The organism is Rhizobium sp. 21-4511-3d (genome assembly GCF_053522545.1).
This window is the reverse complement of record NZ_JBNWCF010000001.1, coordinates 799,437-816,802: the sequence shown is the minus strand read 5'-3', so window position 1 is coordinate 816,802 and position 17,366 is coordinate 799,437. Positions and strand designations below refer to the sequence as shown.

Here is a 17,366-nt window from a genome sequence, read left to right as displayed (position 1 = left end):
ATCGCGATGATTTCATCGCGCGGGATCGTATTGCCCATTTTTGGGATAATGCTGTTTTAGGCTTATCTTATTTGTGAATAGACCAATCCTCAACTTCTGATAATATAGACAGATCTAAAATCCCATGTGACGTTGTATCTTGCGTATAGCGGCAGGATAACACATGGCGAAAACACGATATATTTTCGATCATCGATCCGAAAAGGCCGTTCTCTATCAAGCCGGCAAGTTTCTCTTCCCGATCGGCGGCAGCAAGGCCGAGCATTGGGTGGATGGCGACTATGTCTTTTCTCTTGCGACGCAGAAGATCACCTACTGGATTCTCGGCAGGGATTTGTACGGCCATCTCGGCAATGGCGAATTGACGCGCGATCCGGTTTTCTACTTCGGTGAGTGAAGCTCTTGACATTTGCATTCGTGAGAACAAAATAGGAACAAACGACGGAGGTTCCTATGACGCATGCCGAGCAGGTTATCGCAAATGCCCTCGCGACCGTCGCCGCCAGCCGGGCGGAACGGGAGAAGGACGAGGAACGCCGCAGGCGGGTTTTCGGCAAGATCGAGATCGGCCTGCCGCTGCCGCAGATCAAGAACAGGCAGCTGACGCTCGATCTTCATTGAGAGTGTGACAGCTGTGGCGGCCTGTGTGATCTCAGCCGCAAACGCGTGGAAAAGCCCGAGGCTGCGGCCCTTCCCGGCCAGCTTTTATTGCAACAGAACCCCATTTGTGACAGTTGCGTGACAACTCAAGCATCCACGGGGTCACCATGTTAAGCTGGTTTCGCAAACTTCTTCCGCGCGAAGACCGATTCTTCGATCTCTTCGCTCAGCATTCACGCACCGTCGTCGGCGCCGCAGAAGCGCTGAACGAACTTCTGGCCGGGAATGATCCGGAGCGCCATTGCGAGCGCATCGTCGCGCTCGAAAACGAGGCGGACGATATCACCCGCGAAGTTCTGCTCGCGGTCCGCCGCAGCTTCATCACGCCCTTCGACCGCGGCGATATCAAGGATCTGATCCAGTCGCTCGACGATGCGATCGACATGATGCACAAGACGGTCAAGACGATCCGGCTGTTCGAGCAGAAGAGCTTCGATCCCGGCATGCAGGAGATGGGCAAGGAAATCGTCAAGGCGGCGCATCTGATCGCCGAGGCCGTCCCGCTGCTCGACCGGATGGGCGCCAACGCGCCGCGGCTGACGGCGATCGCCGAAGAGGTGACGCGCGTCGAGGGCCGGTCCGACGAACTCTACGACCTCGGCCTCAAGGATCTCTTCCGCCGCCACGGCGGCTCGAACCCGATGGCCTATATCATCGGCAGCGAGATCTATGCCGAGCTTGAGAAGGTCGTCGACCGTTTCGAGGACGTCGCCAATGAAATCAGCGGCATCGTGATCGAGAACGTGTGATGGATGCCACCCTCGCCTTTCCGCTGCTTGCCGGGCTGATCGCCGTCGCGCTGTTCTTCGACTTCCTGAACGGACTGCATGACGCGGCGAACTCGATCGCCACGATCGTCTCGACACGCGTTCTCAGGCCGCAATATGCGGTGATGTGGGCGGCGTTCTTCAACTTCATCGCCTTCCTGTTCTTCGGCCTGCATGTCGCCGAGACCCTCGGCACCGGCATCATCAATCCTGAGATCGTCAGCCCGATGGTGATCTTTGCGGCGCTGATGGGCGCCATCATCTGGAATATCGTCACCTGGGTCTTCGGCATACCGTCGAGCTCCTCGCATGCGCTGGTCGGCGGCCTCGTCGGCGCCGGGCTTGCCAAGGTCGGTTTCAGCTCGATCGTCTGGGGCGGCCTTTTGAAGACGGCGGGCGCCATCGTGCTGTCGCCGATGATAGGCTTCCTGCTGGCGCTGTTCCTGGTGCTCGCGGTGTCCTGGATCTTCGTGCGCCAGACGCCCTTTGCCGTCGACAGCACCTTCCGCATCCTGCAATTCGTCTCGGCCTCGCTCTATTCGCTCGGCCACGGCGGCAATGATGCGCAGAAGACGATGGGCATCATTGCCGTGCTGCTCTATTCGCAGGGCTATCTCGGCGGCAGCTTCCATGTGCCGCTATGGGTGGTGCTGTCCTGTCAGGCGGCGATGGCGCTGGGCACGCTCTTCGGCGGCTGGCGAATCGTCCATACGATGGGTTCGAAGATCACCAAGCTCAATCCGATGCAGGGCTTCTGCGCCGAGACCGGCGGCGCGTTGACGCTGTTCGGCGCCACATGGCTCGGCATTCCGGTCTCGACGACGCACACGATCACCGGCGCGATCATCGGTGTCGGCGCTGCCAAGCGCGTCTCGGCCGTCCGTTGGGGGCTTGCCGGCAATATCGTCGTTGCCTGGGTCGTCACCCTGCCCGCGGCAGCGCTGATCTCGGCGCTGTTCTATTGGGCCGCCAGCCTCTTCGCCTGATGTGAGGCCTCAGTTACCGGCGGGCTTGCCCCGCCGGTGCCACCAGACCGACAGCCTGCGGCGCCAGCGCCGGGCGATCGGCAGGTCGTGCGACAGCACGATGAAGCCCAGCGGCAGCATCCAGAAGCCGAGGATGGGCAAAAATCCCAGCAAACCGCAGATGATCAGCAACAGGCCGATGGCCATGCGTGCGATGCGCGAGCGCGGCAGCGGTATGCGCCATGACCCAAGAATGAGTTCTCCGGTCGCGTGATCGATGCCGAAACGCTTTTCGCGCTTTTTATCCGTGTTGTTTTTCCCGTCAGTCATCCACAGGAGATGGGGATAAGTCCAATAATTGCAAGGAGATGTCATTTTTTTGAAAAAACCGCTTGGCAAATCGAACAAGCATTTGTATTAGCCCACTCACACCGCGGCAAGCGGTGATCCCTGGTAGCTCAGCGGTAGAGCATTCGACTGTTAATCGACAGGTCGCCGGTTCGAATCCGGCCCGGGGAGCCAGTTTCATCAGCGATAAGCTGACAGATTGAATGAGCCGGTTCGACCACGAACCGGCTCTTCTTTTTTCCACGACATCGAAACTCGGAACAATCATCCGCCTCGCCTCTTACCGCTTTATGGCAAATGATTTTTCAGAACGTTGCGAGCAGGCGCTCCAGGCCTTCATGCGGGAGTTCGGCATCACCGACCGCGACCGGGCGATGCGCCACATCGTCAAGGACTGGCTGATCAGCCACGGCTATACGAAGCCCGCAGACGAGGCTGACGGCACGCGAGAGCGCGCGGACGGCCGCGATCCTGAATTCGTGCAATACCCAAGCTATTACAAGGATGGCGGTAGCCTTTGATCAGAGCGCCGAGGCGCCGATCAGGTCGCAATCGATTCTAAGGCCGATATTGCTGACGCAGACAGCGCCGGCATCGGCGGCGACCTGCGCCGGATCATTGGCGGCGAAGCGGAACGGTGCGGGCACCCGTGTCGGCTCGGACGGCCAGAGGACGGGCCGGGAGAGGTCGAGGCGGGTGGTTTCCGTCGCCTCGGTTTTCAGCATCGCGGTCGCGGCCATCATGCCGCCGATCGTCACGGCGACCGACAGGGCTGCCTTGAACGACATATCCGCTGCTTCGAAAAAGGAAATGACCATTGGAGACCCCGGCGCCGCATCATGCGGCTGAGGGCTTCCTAGCGGCGCCCCGACGCATCTGCCAGCGGCTTTGCCTGTTAAGGTTTACGCGTAACCACGCTGCCCTACAGGCGCCTGAAACCTCTGCGGGAAAGTTCGGAACAATGACGCGGCCCGCGGGTTCCGTTTCTGTCACCCCTAGAGAAAAGCAGATCAAGGAGGAGTTTCTCCATGCGTAAGACATTTGCCGCAGCCTCGCTGCTCGCCCTCGGCCTTGCCGCTCCGGCCTTCGCCCAGTCGGCACCGGCTTACGACACCACGGCTCCCGATGCGCCGCTCTATTCTTCTGACGCGAGCAACGACAGCAACGGCTCCCATCCTGTCCGCATCGAGCGCGTCGATCCGACAACGACACAGAGCATTGCGGAGCCCCGCGGCGTTCTGGAATGCCCGAACATGCCGCGTCAGGGCCAGGGTGTGGATAGTCGCGCCGGCCAGGGCGGCGCTTCGATCAGCGAGCGCTGCCGCGAATACGACAACTGATCTCCGGATCAGCCAAGCGAAAAGGCCGGTTCTCACCGGCCTTTTTCATGTGCGCGGCAAGGCGAATAAAACTGTCTTCCCAACTGAAACTTTTGATCCAAGCCTACCGTAGATACGTAGCAGACCAAAAGAACGGGACAGGGAACGAAAGCATTGGCGAAGGCAGCGGAAAAACCGGTTATTCTCTGGTTTCGCAAGGATTTGCGTCTCGACGACAATCACGCGCTGCACGAAGCCTGCGCCTCCGGCCGCCCGATTATCCCCCTTTATATCCGCGAGCCTGAAACGTCGGGCAACGGGCCTTTGGGTTCGGCCCAGGCATGGTGGCTGCACCATTCGCTGGAGGCGCTGGAGACCTCGCTGCACAAGCACCACGGCAGGTTGGTGCTGATCACAGGAAATGCGCTGGAGGTGCTCCAGGCGCTGGTCAAATCCACCGGCGCGGAGACGGTGCTCTGGAACCGGCGCTACGATCCGCCGGGCATTGCCGTCGATATGAGGATCAAGCACGAGCTGGAGCGGCAGGCCGTCGAGGCGCGCAGCTTTGCCGGGCAGCTGCTGCATGAGCCTTCGAAGCTAAAGACCGGCGGCGGTACGCCCTATCGCGTCTACACGCCGTTCTGGCGGGCGCTCGAAGGCTCGGGCGAGCCGCCGCATCCGCTCGATGCACCGAAGAAATTCTCCTTCCCCAGCCATTGGCCGCATTCGGAGCCCCTCGCCTCCTGGAAGCTGCTGCCGGTCAAGCCGGATTGGGCATCGGAATTCAGCGATATCTGGACGCCGGGCGAAGATGCGGCGCTGGAGAAGCTGCAGGATTTCGTCGACGAGCGGCTGAACGGCTACAAGAAGGACCGCGATTTCCCGTCGGTTGCCGCGACCTCGATGCTCTCGCCGCATCTGGCACTCGGCGAAATCTCGCCGGCACGGATTTGGGAAGCGACGCGCGGTCTCTCCAAGCGGGTACCGTCAGACGATCTCGTCCATTTCCGCAAGGAGCTTGCCTGGCGCGAGTTCTGCTACCACTTGCTCTTTCATTTCCCGAAGCTTCCCTATGCCAACTGGAACGACCGCTTCGACGGCTTCGAATGGCATAATGACAAGGGACATTTCAAAGCCTGGACGCGTGGCCTGACCGGCTACCCGATCGTCGATGCCGGCATGCGCCAGCTCTGGCGTCACGGGATCATGCACAATCGTGTCAGAATGATCACCGGCTCGTTCCTGATCAAGGACCTGATGATCGACTGGCGCCGCGGCGAGAAATGGTTCCGCGACACGCTCGTCGATGCCGATCCGGCAAGCAATGCCGCCAATTGGCAATGGGTGGCGGGATCGGGCGCCGATGCCTCGCCGTTCTTCCGGATATTCAACCCGATCCTCCAGGGCGAGAAGTTCGACCCCGATGGAGATTATGTGCGGGAGTTCGTCCCGGAGCTCGCAAAGCTCGACAACAAATATATCCACCGCCCCTTCGAGGCGCCGGCGGCCGTGCTTGAGAAGGCCGGCATCGTGCTCGGCGAGACCTACCCGAAACCGATCGTCGATCACGCCAAGGCCCGCGACCGGGCGCTGAAGGCCTATAACGCCATAAAGGACGCTGCATGAACGCGCATTTTCATCTCGCCCGGCCGCCCGAAAGCCGCTTGAAGATCGCCGTCATCGGCTCGGGAATATCGGGGGCGTCGGCGGCCTGGGCGCTGAACCCAGTGCACGACGTCACGCTGTTCGAAAAGAGCAGCCTGCCCGGCGGGCACACGGCGACTGTCGATATCGACTATGACGGACAACGTGTCCCGGTCGACACGGGCTTCATTGTCTACAACGAACATTGCTATCCGAACCTGACGGCGCTGTTTGCCGAACTCGATGTCGCGACCCATGCCAGCGACATGAGCTTCTCACTGTCGCTCGATCAGGGGCGGCTGGAATGGAGCGGCTGCGGCCTGTCCTCGCTCTTTGCGCAGAAGCGCAACCTGCTGCGACCGTCCTTCCTGCTGATGATCCGCGAGATCCTGCGCTTCAACCGGACCTGCCTCGAAGACCGGGCGGCCGGCCACCTCGCCTCGCGCTCGATCGGCGACTATCTTGACTGGCGCGGTTTCTCGCCGGGATTCACCAACAATTATCTGGTGCCGATGGCGGCAGCGATCTGGTCGACGCCGTCGCAGCGGATGCTGCAATTCCCGGCCGAGCATTTCGTCAATTTCTTCGACAATCACCGGCTGATCTACAGCAAGCAGCATCAGTGGCGCACGGTGACTGGCGGCAGCCGCAACTATCTCGAAAAGCTGCTGGCGCCGCTCGGCAGCCGCCTGAAGCTTTCCTGCGGCGTGCGCGGGGTGATGCGGCATGCCAATGGCGCGACCGTCATCGACGAGAGCGGCAACGAGCAGTATTTCGACAAGGTGATCTTCGCCTCGCATAGCGACCAGACGGCGCGGATGCTCGCCGATGCCAGCGACCGCGAAAAGCGCCTGCTCGCCGCGGTTCCCTACCAGCCGAACCGGGTCGTACTGCATCGCGACACGGCATTGATGCCGAAGCGGCAGAAGGTCTGGGCCTCCTGGAACTACCTGCGCTCCAGCCAGGAGGATGGCCGGGCCGGCGTTGCCGTCAGCTACTGGATGAACCGGCTGCAGGGCATCGACGAAAAACTGCCGCTGTTCGTCACGCTCAACCCGGACCGCGAGCCCGATCCTTCCAAGGTCTTTGCCGAGTTCAGCTACGAGCACCCGCAATTCTCCGCCGATGGAATGAAGGCGCAGCAGGAGATCGCGGCAATCCAGGGCAAGAACAATTGCTATTTCGCGGGCGCCTGGACGGGCTACGGCTTCCATGAGGATGGGCTCGTATCCGGCCTGGCGGCGGCAGAGGCTCTGGGCGGGGTCATTCCCTGGCGGACTACCCAGGCTTCTTCCCGCGAACCTCTTCTGGAAGCGGTGGCATGAGCGTTGGCATGCAAAAGCATGGCGCAAGCATGGGGCGGAACGGTCCGCCGCCTGATGCGCCTGCCGTGCTCTATTGCGGCCATGTCATGCATCAGCGGATGAAGCCGTTCGGCCACCGGTTCCGCTACAGCGTCTTCTCGCTGATGGTCGATCTCGATCGTCTCGATGAGGCTGACGGTCTCTCGCCGCTGTTCTCGGTCAATGGCCGCAACCTGATTTCCTTTCATGAGGCCGATCACACCGGCGATGCTGCTGTCGCGTTGCGGACTTATGCCGACCGGCTGCTCGCGGCTGCCGGAGTTGCGGAACGCGCGACGCGCATCCTGCTCGTCTGCTATCCGCGCATCTTCGGCTACGTCTTCAACCCGCTCTCCGTCTATTACGCCTATGACGGAGCCGATGATCTGATCGCTCTGATCTACGAGGTGCGCAATACCTTCGGCGAGCGGCACACCTATGTCTGCCCGGTGGAACCGGGCGAGTTGACGGACAGCGGCCTGCGCCAGAGCTGCGGCAAGCTTTTCCATGTCTCGCCCTTCATCGGCATGGATATGGACTATCACTTCCGCATGCTGCCACCCGGCAACGAGATCCGCTGGCGGATTCTAGAGACGGATTCGGAAGGCCCGCTTCTCGCTGCGACCTTCTCGGGGGCGCAGATGCCGCTCACCAGCCGAGCGCTGGCGCGGCTGACGGCGCGCATCCCGTTCCTGACCTTCAAGATCGTCGCCGGCATCCACTGGGAGGCGCTGAAACTCTGGATCAAGGGTGCCAAGTACATCTCCCGCCCGGCTCCCCCGCCACCGGTGAGTGTGCGCCGTCCGCGGCATATTGCAGAAGCTGCTGAATGACATTAGCGTTCTCTACAAATGCCGGGGGGCTGGCTCATGCAATCGCTGTCCTTAACCGGCTAAGAGGCTGGAGGAGCCGATCATGACTGCAGAAGACTGGAATTCCTTTGCCCGCGGCGCGGTGGCGCTGACGGCCGAGAATGTCGGGCGCTTCACGAAGGGGTTGCCGCTCAAGGCGAAGCTGGCGCTCCGCGGTCTTCTGCAGATGCAGCATGGCGCGCTGGCGATCGAACTTCCCGATGGACGCAAGGCCCTGATCAGGGGCAGCGTCGAGGGACCGCAGGCGGCCGTGAGGCTGAACAACTGGAACCTCGCCAGCCGGGCGATGAACAGCGGAACGATCGGCGTTGCCGAAACCTATATGGATGGCGACTGGCAGAGCCCCGATATCACGGCTTTCCTCGAGCTTTTCCTGATCAACAGTGAATCGGCGGACAGGCATTTCAACGGCAAGCAGGGCATCATGCGCGTCGTCGAGCGCGTCCGCCACTGGATGAATGCCAATACCCGCAAGGGCTCGAAGCGCAATATCTCGGCGCACTACGATCTCGGCAACGACTTCTACAAGCAGTGGCTCGATCCGACGATGACCTATTCGTCGGCACTCTATTCCACCGGCGCAAACGATCTGCAGTCGGCGCAGAATGCCAAATACCGGGCGCTCGCCGAAGCGACCGGCATCCGGCCGGGCGATCATGTGCTGGAGATCGGCTGCGGCTGGGGCGGGTTTGCCGAATTTGCAGCGAGCGAAATGCGCTGCAAGGTGACCGGGCTGACGATCAGCCGCGAGCAGCTGGCTTTCGCGCAGGAGCGCATCCGAAAGGCCGGTCTTTCCGACCGCGTCGATCTGCGCTTTCAGGATTACCGCGACGAGAAGGGCCTGTACGACCGGATCGTCTCGATCGAGATGTTCGAGGCGGTCGGCGAGAAATACTGGCCGGCCTATTTCTCCAAGCTGCGCGAATGCCTGAAGCCGGGCGGCAAGGCCGGGCTGCAGATCATCACCATCAAGCCCGAGGCTTTCGACCAGTATCGCAGCAATCCTGATTTCATCCAGAAATACGTCTTCCCCGGCGGCATGCTGCCGACGCCGGATCATCTCGCCGAACTCGGGCGCAAGGTCGAACTGTCGATAGTCAAGGATTTCGGCTTCGGGCTCGATTATGCCCGTACACTCGCCGAATGGCGCGAGCGCTTCTGGAACGTCTGGGAGCGCGTGCGGCCGCTCGGCTTCGACGATCGCTTCAAGCGGCTCTGGGAGTTCTATCTCTTCTATTGCGAGGCGGGTTTCCGGGCGAAGAATATCGACGTCCGCCAGGTCGTCTTTTCGCGCAGCTGACGGCCGCGGATGGGAAAGCCGCGGCGGAGCGAGAGTATGACACCCGGCACGCGCCTCGCCTACGCTCTTCCCGCCGCCCCGCTCGCAGCCCTCGGCCTGCCGCTCTATGCCGTCGTTCCCACCTATTACACCGAGACGCTCGGCCTGCCGCTGGCGGCTGTCGGACTGACGCTGCTGCTGGTCAGGATTTTCGATGCCGTCTGCGATCCAGCGATCGGGGTGATTGCCGATCGGTACAGGCCGAAAATGGGGCGCAGACGCTTCTTCTTTGCGCTGGCATTGCCGGTGGCCGCTATATCGGCGCTGGCGCTCTACGCGCCTCCTGACGGCGCGGGCGCGCTCTGGCTTGGCCTCTGGGGCTGTGTTCTCTCCCTCGGCTTCACGCTCGCGACCGTTCCCTATTCCGCCTGGGGCGCGGAGCTCGTCAGCGACTATGCCGGGCGCACCTCGCTGGCAGCACTTCGGGAGGGAACGACGCTGGTGGGCACGCTGATCGCCATCGTGGTGCCCTTCGCGATCGGGCTTGATCCGCCGGGCGGACTTTCGGGGCTTGCCGTGCTCGGCATTGTCGTTGCCATCGCTCTGCCGCTCACGGGCGCACTAGCGGTCGTCAAGGTGCCCGAACCGGCAGAGCATACGGCCGCGATCGTCGGACTACGCAAAGGGCTTGGCTATCTCGCGGCGAACCGGCCGTTCGTCCGCCTGCTCGCCGCCTATTTCCTGAATGGTTTTGCCAACGGCATACCGGCAACGCTGTTTCTCTATTTCGTCTCCGACCGGCTCGGCATGCCCGAGGCTCGCGGACCGCTGCTGTTTCTCTATTTCCTCTCCGGTATCGCCGGCGTGCCGCTCGCGGCGCTGACCGCAAAGCGCCTCGGCAAGCATCGCGCCTGGTGCATTGCAATGATCGCGGCCTGCGCGTTCTTCGTCGCCGCACCGCTTCTGCAGCCCGGCGCCATCTATGCCTTCGCCTCTATCTGCGTGCTCACAGGATTGATGCTCGGTTTCGACCTGTCGCTGCCGCCGGCAATGCAGGCCGATGTCATCGATGAGGATACCGCCAATTCCGGTGAGCAGCGCAGCGGGCTCTATTTCGCGGCCTGGGGGCTCGCGACCAAGGCGTCGCTTGCGGCCGGGGTCGGCCTGGTCTTTCCGGCACTCGCCGGTTTCGGCTTCGACGCTTCCAAAGGCATGGCAAATGCGCCAGACGCATTGACGGCGCTTGCCGTCATCTATGCGTGGCTACCGATTGCGCTGAAACTCACGGCTGTCGCCCTGATGTGGAATTTCCCGCTCGACGAGGCGAAGCATCGAGAACTGCGCCAGCGGATCGAGAACCGCTGATCACTCCGCAGGATGCGGTGTCGCCGGATGGTGACCATGCTTGATGAGCGGCCGTTCGCGCCATCCCGTCGAGCGGTTCAGCAGCCAGAAATACAGGCTGTAGGGCAGCATGCGCAGCAGCTTCAGCTGATAGGTGAAGCGCTTCGGGAAGTTGATCTCAAAGGATTGCGACTTGAGCCCGGCGGCGATTTCGCTGGCGGCTTCATCGACCGAAATCAGCGACGGCATCGAGAATTCATTCTTCTGTGTCGCCGGCGTATCGACGAAGCCGGGGCAGATGACCTGGATGCGGATGCCCATCTTGTCGAGGTCGAATTTCAGGCTCTCGGCCATATTGATCAACGCCGCCTTGCTGGCACCGTAGGCTGCACTCGTCGGCAGGCCACCATATCCGGTGACGGAGGAGACGATGGCGATCTGGCCCTGCCCCTTGGCCTTCATGTGGCGGACGGCGGGGACCAGGCAGTTGACGACACCCGACAGGTTGACGGCAAAGGTCTTCTCGAAATCGTCGCGATTGAGATCTTCGGCATGGACGGGCAGGTAGACGCCGGCATTGAAAATCGCCATGGCGAGAGCGCCGTGCTCGTATTCGATCGAGGCAAAGGCATGTTCCATGTCTTCGGGGTCTGTCACATCGCCGTCGAGCACGATGATGCTGCCGGAAAGACCGTTCGCCTCGGCCTGGAGGTCGGCGAGTTTTTCATGATCCCGGGCGGTCACGGCGACCTTATAGCCCTCGCCCGCGAGCTTCAGCGCCAGCGCGCGCCCGATTCCCGAGCTTGCACCGGTAATCCAGACGATGCCGTGTTCGGGGCGGGCAATGAAATCGCGCATGATGCAATCCTCCGGGACTTCAGATTCAACACGAAACCACGTCCGGAAGTTCCTCACTGCCTCCCGGATTCAAGCCTCTATCACGCTAATGTGGCTGCTTTCAGCCGATCAGGTCGCCGATCAGCTGGCGGAACGAACCGGTGAGCTTGATCGGCGCATCAAGCACCGAGAAGGCGATGCAGGGACGGTCCTTTTCGGCGACCGGCCGGTGGTTGAGGGTCTCGTCGGCGACGGAAATGTCACCCGGGCCGAAACGGCCGCGCTCGTCGACGAAGGCGCCGTCGAGGATCAGAATCAGCTCCATGCCCTTGTGGGTATGCGCCGGAAGCGCGCGGCCCGGCCGGATCCACATCAGGCTGACCTCGCAGCCGTCGATATCGACCGAATATTCCTTGAAGCCCGGCAGCTTCGTCTTCCACGGCACCGTATCGGCGTCGAAGCCGACGAGATCGCGGATCGGGCGCGGAAAGACGCCTTGTTGATTATCCTTTGTCGCGCCTGCCGGCGCGCTCGAAGCGAAGATCGCGGCGAGGCGTTCGTCGCGGCCGGATATCGGCGTGCCCGCCGTATCCTCAAGCGCTTCACCTGCCAGCAGTTCCAGATCCTGGACCAGGGCACGGTTATCCGGCTTAATTTCAAGATGAGATTGCACGAGAACCCGCGCCGGTTCAGGTAAAGAACCGGCGACATAATGCGCCATCAATGCATCGACCGTGTCGATATGCTCGTGAACCATGTCGGATTCGGCCACGCCCTTTTCCTGCGTTCCGCGTTTGCTTTGTCGTCGTGCATACGCCGAAAGTCAATCTTCGGATCACCTGCCACTTTTGGGCGGACTGCGGGACTTGCTCAAGACGAAGACTAATTTTACCGGCGCGGGCGAAGGCGTGGAATAGCATTTCTTGCCAACCCTGCCTTGTGAAGGGAAAAGACCGTTCTTACAGTAAGAGCTCCAAAGAGGCAGATTCCATGACCTTCTACCCCTCCGTGATCGAGGCGATCGGCAACACCCCGCTCATCAAGCTCAAGGGCGCTTCCGAAGCGACCGGCTGCACCATTCTCGGCAAGGCGGAATTCCTCAATCCCGGCCAGTCGGTGAAGGATCGCGCCGCGCTCTACATCATCCGCGATGCGGAAAAGAAGGGCCTGCTGAAGCCGGGCGGCGTCATCGTCGAAGGCACCGCCGGCAACACCGGTATCGGCCTCACCGTCGTCGCCAAGGCGCTCGGCTACCGCACCGTCATCGTCATTCCTGAGACGCAGAGCCAGGAAAAGAAGGACGCGCTGAAGCTACTCGGCGCCGAGCTCGTCGAAGTGCCTGCCGTTCCCTACAAGAACCCAAACAATTACATCAAGGTCTCCGGGCGTCTGGCCGAACAGCTGGCGAAGAGCGAGCCTGATGGAGCGATCTGGGCCAACCAGTTCGACAATGTCGCCAACCGCCAGGCGCATATCGAGACCACCGCCAAGGAAATCTGGCGCGATACCGACGGCAAGATCGACGGCTTCATCTGCGCCGTTGGCTCCGGCGGGACGCTCGCCGGCGTCGCGGCCGGCCTCAAGGGCTTCAACAAGGACATCAAGATCGGGCTTGCCGATCCTGAGGGTGCGGCCCTCTACGAATTCTACAAGAACGGCGAACTGAAATCCTCCGGCAACTCGATCACCGAAGGCATCGGCCAGGGCCGCATCACCGCCAATCTCGAGGGCTTTGCGCCCGACTTCGCCTATCAGATCAGCGATGCGGAAGCCCTGCCCTACGTCTTCGACATGGTCGAGCACGAAGGCCTCTGCCTCGGCGGCTCCAGCGCCATCAACATTGCCGGCGCGGTGCATCTCGCGAAAGATCTCGGCCCGGGTCACACCGTGGTGACGATCCTCTGCGACTATGGCAACCGCTACCAGTCGAAGCTTTTCAATGCCGATTTCCTGAAGTCCAAGGGCCTGCCGGTCCCCTCCTTCATCAAGTCGTCCAGCGACCTCAAGATACCCTACGAACCTGCAGCGTGAGACCCGATGCCAGTCAATGCCCTCTACCGTGACGACTTCTACCTTTCGACATGCGAGGCGGTCGTCACCGCCGTTCACGAAGACGGGGGCATCGAGCTGGATCAGACCTGCTTCTATGCAACATCAGGCGGGCAGCCGGGCGATACCGGCTTCCTGGAACGCGCCGATGGCGCGAAGATAGCGCTGGGGCAGACGAAGCACGGCGCCACCAAGGATATCGTCATCCACGTGCCGCTCGAGGGTGAGCCGCGTCCTGATATCGGCGAGAAGCTGGTGCTGCATGTCGACTGGCCGCGCCGTTACAAGCTGATGCGCATGCACACCGCCTGCCACCTGCTTTCCGTCGTCTGCTCCTTCCCGATCACCGGTGCCGCCGTCGGCGAGGACGAAAGCCGCGTCGATTTCGACATGAGCGAGACGATCGACAAGGACGAGGTGACGGCGAAGATGATGGAACTGGTGAGCCAGAACCATCCCGTCTACCTGCAATGGATCACGGACGAAGAGCTTGCGGCCAACCCCGGCATCGTCAAGTCGAAGAACGTCCGCCCGCCAATGGGCCTCGGGCGCGTCAGCCTCGTCTGCATCGGCGAAAACTCTTCAATTGACAGCCAGCCCTGCGGCGGGACACATGTGTCCGAAACGCAGGAAGTCGGTCAGATTCACATCGCCAAGATCGAGAAGAAGGGCAAGGAAAACCGCCGCTTCCGCATTCGCTTCGGCGCTCCCGGCGACGAGGCGTAAGGCAGTCCCCGCGACTGCGACCGTGTATTCTAGGGAGATTGGAATGAGTGACGAGAAAAGCCGCTTCGTGGTTTCGGCCGACTGGCTGCAGGGCGAACTCGGAAAGCCGGATCTGCGCGTCCTCGACGCCTCCTTCTATCTCCCGGCGCAGAAGCGCGATGCGGACGCCGAATACGCCGCGGGGCATATCCCGGGCACGATCCGTTTCGATCAGGACAAGATCGCCGACCACTCCACCAACCTGCCGCACACAATCCCCTCGCCCGATCAATTCGCCGCCGAAGTCGGCAAGCTCGGCATCAGCGAAAACGACCGGATCGTCGTCTATGACGGCATCGGCATGTTCGCCTCGCCACGCGTGTGGTGGCTGTTCCGGGTGATGGGCGCCAAGAACGTCTTCGTGCTCGACGGCGGCCTGGATGGCTGGAAGGCCGAGGGCCGTGCGCTGGAAACGGCTACGCCCGCCTACCCGGCTGCGACCTTCAAGGCAAACTATGACGAAGCCCGCGTGGTGACGCTCGAGCGGATGCGCGACATCGTTTCCAGCGGCGCACTGCAGATCGCCGATGCCCGCAGCGCCGGCCGTTTCGCGGCAACCGAGCCCGAGCCCCGCGCCGGCATGCGCTCCGGCCATATGCCGGGCGCCCGCAGCCTGCCGTCGGGCGTCTTTGCCACGCAGGGCCGTTTCAAGTCGCTGCCGGAGCTGAAGCAGACGATCGAGGATGCCGGTATCGACCTTTCGAAGCCCGTCGTCACCTCCTGCGGCTCCGGCATCACCGCCGCCATCATCACGCTGGCGCTAGAGTCACTCGGGCACAGCGACAACAAGCTCTATGACGGCTCCTGGAGCGAGTGGGGCAGCCGCGACGACACGCCTGTCGTCACCGGCCCTGCCGATCCGATCAAGGTTTGAGCGGCATGGCGAAATCTCCCGCGTCGCTGACGGCCCATATCACCCGCCTTGAAATGACGGCCCCGCCGAAGAGCAGCCTGCCGATGCCGGTCAATATCCAGACGGCGATCATGCGCACCAGCGAGATCCCTCTGCCCTTCTACCGCCATCTCTACCGGCAGGTGGGCGCGCGCTGGCAATGGGTCGACCGCCTGCGGATGAGCGACGAGGAGCTGACGGCAGCGCTGCACGACAAGCGCAACAATATCAGTGTGCTCTACGTCAACGGCGCGCCGGCCGGCTTCTACGAGTATTTCTGTCAGGACGAGGACACGATCGAGCTGTCGCATTTCGGCCTGATCGAGCATGCGCTCGGCCTCGGCATCGGCAAATGGTTCCTGCTGCAGGCGCTCTACGCGATCTGGACGCTGAACCCGAAGCGCGTGCTGACCACCACCAACAATCTCGACCATCCGCGCGCCCTGCAGCTCTACCAGATGTTCGGCTTCTCGCCGGTTTCGACCGGCACCGGCATCGTCCGGCCGCTGAGCGACAAGGAATTGCTGGAGATCGCGCGCAAGAGCTGAGCCCGCAGGAATCGGGTGGTTTCGGCCGCCCGATCGGCGCATTTCATGGTGGAACCCAAGAGGAGACCGCCGTGACCGATATCCGTTTTTCCGCAATGCCGACTGCCGACGCCGATCATCTCTGGAATGGCGGCAGCGATTCCTATGGCTTTCTGCCGGAGACCATGGTCTCCGATGGGCCGGGCCATCCCTGCCGTCACTGCCTTGGGAATATCGATGCGGGCGAAGAGCTGCTAGTCTTTGCCTATCGTCCCTTCCCGGAGATGCAGCCCTATGCCGAGACCGGGCCGATCTTCCTGCACAAGCAGCGCTGCGCGCGCTATGCCGCCGAAGAGATTGCGCCGCCGGCGCTGAGCAGCAGCGACTATATCGTGCGCGGCTATGGCGAGAACAACCGCATCGTCTATGGAACGGGCGCCGTCACGCCGACGCCGGAGATTGCCGCTTACGCCGGTGGCCTGCTCGCAAGGGGCGACATTGCCTATGTGCATGTTCGCTCGGCACGCAACAACTGCTTCCAGTGCCGCATAGAAAAGGCGCCGGATTACAAGGAATCCGGCGCCTTCATCTAACGTAACGCGATGGGAATTACGCTACGTTAAGTACACTTTCCGGTGCGTAGGCTTCATAGCCCAGCGCTTCGGCGACCGGCTTGTAGGTGACACGGCCCTTGTGGACGTTCAGGCCGTTGCGCAGGTGCTTGTCTTCGGCAATGGCGCGCAGGCCGCGATCGGCGAGCGCCAGGCCGTGGACCAGCGTGGCGTTATTCAGCGCATGGGCCGAGGTGACCGGAACGGCGCCCGGCATGTTTGCGACGCAATAGTGGACGATGCCGTCGACTTCGTAGGTCGGCTCGGAATGCGTCGTTGCATGCGACGTCTCGAAGCAGCCGCCCTGGTCGATCGCGACGTCGACGATGACGGCGCCCTTCTTCATGCCCGAGAGCATTTCGCGGGTGACGAGCTTCGGCGCAGCAGCGCCCGGGATCAGCACGGCGCCGATAACGAGATCGGCAGTGAAGACTTCTTCTTCCAGCGCCTGGATGCTGGAATAGCGCGTGTGGACCCGGCCGCCGAAGATATCGTCGAGCTGGCGCAGACGCGGCAGCGAGCGATCGAGGATGCTGACATCGGCGCCGAGACCGGCTGCCATCTTCGCTGCATGCAGACCGACGACGCCGCCGCCGATGATCGCGACCTTGGCCGGCAGAACGCCGGGGACGCCGCCGAGCAGGATGCCGAGGCCGCCATTGGCCTTCTGCAGCGCAGTCGCGCCGGCCTGGATCGACAGCCGGCCGGCAACTTCAGACATCGGCGCCAGCAGCGGCAGGCCGCCGCGCTCGTCGGTGACGGTTTCATAAGCGATCGCGGTGACGCCGGAGGCGAGCAGGCCCTTGGTCTGTTCCGGATCCGGAGCGAGGTGGAGATAGGTGTAGAGAAGCTGGCCATCGCGAAGCTGCGCCCATTCGGAGGGCTGCGGCTCCTTGACCTTCACGATCATATCGCACTTCTCGAAGATATCCTTGGCGGAGGCGGCAATCTTTGCGCCAGCGGCGATATAGGCGGCGTCATCGGCACCAATGCCGGCGCCTGCCTTGGTTTCGACCCAGACCTCGTGGCCATGGGCGACATATTCACGAACCGAAGCGGGTGTCAGACCGACACGATATTCATGGTTCTTGATTTCCTTCGGGCAACCGACACGCATACTGCGTTCCTCTCATATATGCCCGCT

The 17,366-nt window shown here is 62.1% G+C and carries 21 protein-coding genes and 1 tRNA gene; 17 read left to right on the top strand and 5 right to left on the bottom strand.

All coding sequences use genetic code 11. The features are described from left to right. Window positions 1-163: 163 nt before the first annotated feature. From ACQZ5H_RS04410 to ACQZ5H_RS04395, 4 genes are all read left to right on the top strand, one after another. Window positions 164-397 (top strand): hypothetical protein, encoded by a 234-nt coding sequence (locus ACQZ5H_RS04410; RefSeq protein ID WP_112711560.1) that lies wholly within the window; start codon window positions 164-166, stop codon window positions 395-397. A 56-nt stretch (window positions 398-453) separates the two neighbouring features. Further along, the gene (locus ACQZ5H_RS04405; RefSeq protein ID WP_199629396.1) at window positions 454-621 is read left to right on the top strand and encodes a hypothetical protein; all 168 of its coding nucleotides are present in this window, start codon (window positions 454-456) and stop codon (window positions 619-621) included. Window positions 622-767: 146 nt separating this feature from the next. Then, complete coding sequence (locus tag ACQZ5H_RS04400) at window positions 768-1,409, top strand: DUF47 domain-containing protein (RefSeq protein ID WP_449096810.1); 642 nt, start codon at window positions 768-770, stop codon at window positions 1,407-1,409. Then, the gene (locus tag ACQZ5H_RS04395) at window positions 1,409-2,413 is read left to right on the top strand and encodes an inorganic phosphate transporter (protein WP_112711558.1); all 1,005 of its coding nucleotides are present in this window, start codon (window positions 1,409-1,411) and stop codon (window positions 2,411-2,413) included. Before ACQZ5H_RS04400 ends, ACQZ5H_RS04395 begins: the two co-directional genes overlap by 1 nt. A 9-nt stretch (window positions 2,414-2,422) precedes the next feature. Here the strand turns inward: ACQZ5H_RS04395 and ACQZ5H_RS04390 are convergent, their stop codons facing one another. Continuing rightward, window positions 2,423-2,722, bottom strand: a complete 300-nt coding sequence (locus ACQZ5H_RS04390; protein WP_199629455.1) for a hypothetical protein — start codon at window positions 2,720-2,722, stop codon at window positions 2,423-2,425. Window positions 2,723-2,839: 117 nt separating this feature from the next. Here ACQZ5H_RS04390 and ACQZ5H_RS04385 point away from each other — a divergent pair. Together ACQZ5H_RS04385 and ACQZ5H_RS04380 are read left to right on the top strand one after the other, a co-directional pair. Next, window positions 2,840-2,914: transfer RNA gene (locus ACQZ5H_RS04385), tRNA-Asn, on the top strand. A gap of 29 nt (window positions 2,915-2,943) precedes the next feature. After that, entirely contained in the window at window positions 2,944-3,261 is a 318-nt protein-coding gene (locus tag ACQZ5H_RS04380; protein ID WP_449096809.1) for a hypothetical protein, read from the top strand. Here ACQZ5H_RS04380 and ACQZ5H_RS04375 read toward each other — a convergent pair whose 3' ends face one another. After that, window positions 3,262-3,558: a hypothetical protein gene (locus tag ACQZ5H_RS04375; RefSeq protein WP_130278457.1), complete on the bottom strand. Its 297-nt coding sequence runs from the start codon at window positions 3,556-3,558 to the stop codon at window positions 3,262-3,264. A gap of 210 nt (window positions 3,559-3,768) precedes the next feature. On the opposite strand from ACQZ5H_RS04375, the gene ACQZ5H_RS04370 reads away from it, so the two are divergent. The 6 genes from ACQZ5H_RS04370 (at window position 3,769) to ACQZ5H_RS04345 (ending at window position 10,562) form a co-directional block, all read left to right on the top strand. Continuing rightward, window positions 3,769-4,080, top strand: a complete 312-nt coding sequence (locus ACQZ5H_RS04370) for a hypothetical protein (protein ID WP_199629399.1) — start codon at window positions 3,769-3,771, stop codon at window positions 4,078-4,080. A gap of 153 nt (window positions 4,081-4,233) precedes the next feature. Beyond that, entirely contained in the window at window positions 4,234-5,685 is a 1,452-nt protein-coding gene (locus ACQZ5H_RS04365) for a cryptochrome/photolyase family protein (RefSeq protein WP_449096808.1), read from the top strand. Continuing rightward, window positions 5,682-7,028, top strand: a complete 1,347-nt coding sequence (locus ACQZ5H_RS04360) for an NAD(P)/FAD-dependent oxidoreductase (RefSeq protein ID WP_449096807.1) — start codon at window positions 5,682-5,684, stop codon at window positions 7,026-7,028. The genes ACQZ5H_RS04365 and ACQZ5H_RS04360 overlap by 4 nt, the downstream gene beginning before the upstream one ends. Next, the gene (locus ACQZ5H_RS04355; protein ID WP_449096806.1) at window positions 7,025-7,879 is read left to right on the top strand and encodes a DUF1365 domain-containing protein; all 855 of its coding nucleotides are present in this window, start codon (window positions 7,025-7,027) and stop codon (window positions 7,877-7,879) included. The genes ACQZ5H_RS04360 and ACQZ5H_RS04355 overlap by 4 nt, the downstream gene beginning before the upstream one ends. A 79-nt stretch (window positions 7,880-7,958) precedes the next feature. Next, window positions 7,959-9,218 carry an SAM-dependent methyltransferase gene (locus ACQZ5H_RS04350; protein WP_199629457.1) on the top strand — a complete coding sequence of 420 codons (1,260 nt, stop codon included), beginning with the start codon at window positions 7,959-7,961 and terminating at the stop codon, window positions 9,216-9,218. A 36-nt stretch (window positions 9,219-9,254) separates the two neighbouring features. After that, on the top strand, window positions 9,255-10,562 hold the full coding sequence (locus ACQZ5H_RS04345; RefSeq protein ID WP_449096805.1) for an MFS transporter: 1,308 nt from the start codon (window positions 9,255-9,257) through the stop codon (window positions 10,560-10,562). On the opposite strand, the gene ACQZ5H_RS04340 is transcribed toward ACQZ5H_RS04345, so the two are convergent. Further along, the gene (locus tag ACQZ5H_RS04340) at window positions 10,563-11,399 is read right to left on the bottom strand and encodes an SDR family NAD(P)-dependent oxidoreductase (protein WP_449096804.1); all 837 of its coding nucleotides are present in this window, start codon (window positions 11,397-11,399) and stop codon (window positions 10,563-10,565) included. Between the two features lie 100 nt (window positions 11,400-11,499). Then, on the bottom strand, window positions 11,500-12,150 hold the full coding sequence (locus tag ACQZ5H_RS04335) for a ChrR family anti-sigma-E factor (RefSeq protein ID WP_449096803.1): 651 nt from the start codon (window positions 12,148-12,150) through the stop codon (window positions 11,500-11,502). A 218-nt stretch (window positions 12,151-12,368) separates the two neighbouring features. Here ACQZ5H_RS04335 and ACQZ5H_RS04330 point away from each other — a divergent pair, with 218 nt between their 5' ends. The 5 genes from ACQZ5H_RS04330 (at window position 12,369) to ACQZ5H_RS04310 (ending at window position 16,204) form a co-directional block, all read left to right on the top strand. Continuing rightward, window positions 12,369-13,409, top strand: coding sequence for a cysteine synthase A (locus ACQZ5H_RS04330; protein WP_449096802.1), 1,041 nt, complete (start codon window positions 12,369-12,371; stop codon window positions 13,407-13,409). 6 nt (window positions 13,410-13,415) lie between these two features. Further along, entirely contained in the window at window positions 13,416-14,153 is a 738-nt protein-coding gene (locus ACQZ5H_RS04325; protein WP_449096801.1) for an alanyl-tRNA editing protein, read from the top strand. A 43-nt stretch (window positions 14,154-14,196) separates the two neighbouring features. Continuing rightward, window positions 14,197-15,066 (top strand): 3-mercaptopyruvate sulfurtransferase, encoded by an 870-nt coding sequence (gene sseA, locus ACQZ5H_RS04320; protein ID WP_449096800.1) that lies wholly within the window; start codon window positions 14,197-14,199, stop codon window positions 15,064-15,066. Between the two features lie 5 nt (window positions 15,067-15,071). Then, the gene (locus tag ACQZ5H_RS04315; RefSeq protein WP_130278467.1) at window positions 15,072-15,632 is read left to right on the top strand and encodes a GNAT family N-acetyltransferase; all 561 of its coding nucleotides are present in this window, start codon (window positions 15,072-15,074) and stop codon (window positions 15,630-15,632) included. A gap of 71 nt (window positions 15,633-15,703) precedes the next feature. Then, window positions 15,704-16,204: a DUF1203 domain-containing protein gene (locus ACQZ5H_RS04310; protein WP_413709359.1), complete on the top strand. Its 501-nt coding sequence runs from the start codon at window positions 15,704-15,706 to the stop codon at window positions 16,202-16,204. Window positions 16,205-16,220: 16 nt separating this feature from the next. Here the strand turns inward: ACQZ5H_RS04310 and ald are convergent, their stop codons facing one another. Beyond that, complete coding sequence (ald, locus tag ACQZ5H_RS04305) at window positions 16,221-17,339, bottom strand: alanine dehydrogenase (RefSeq protein ID WP_112711543.1); 1,119 nt, start codon at window positions 17,337-17,339, stop codon at window positions 16,221-16,223. Window positions 17,340-17,366 lie beyond the last annotated feature (27 nt).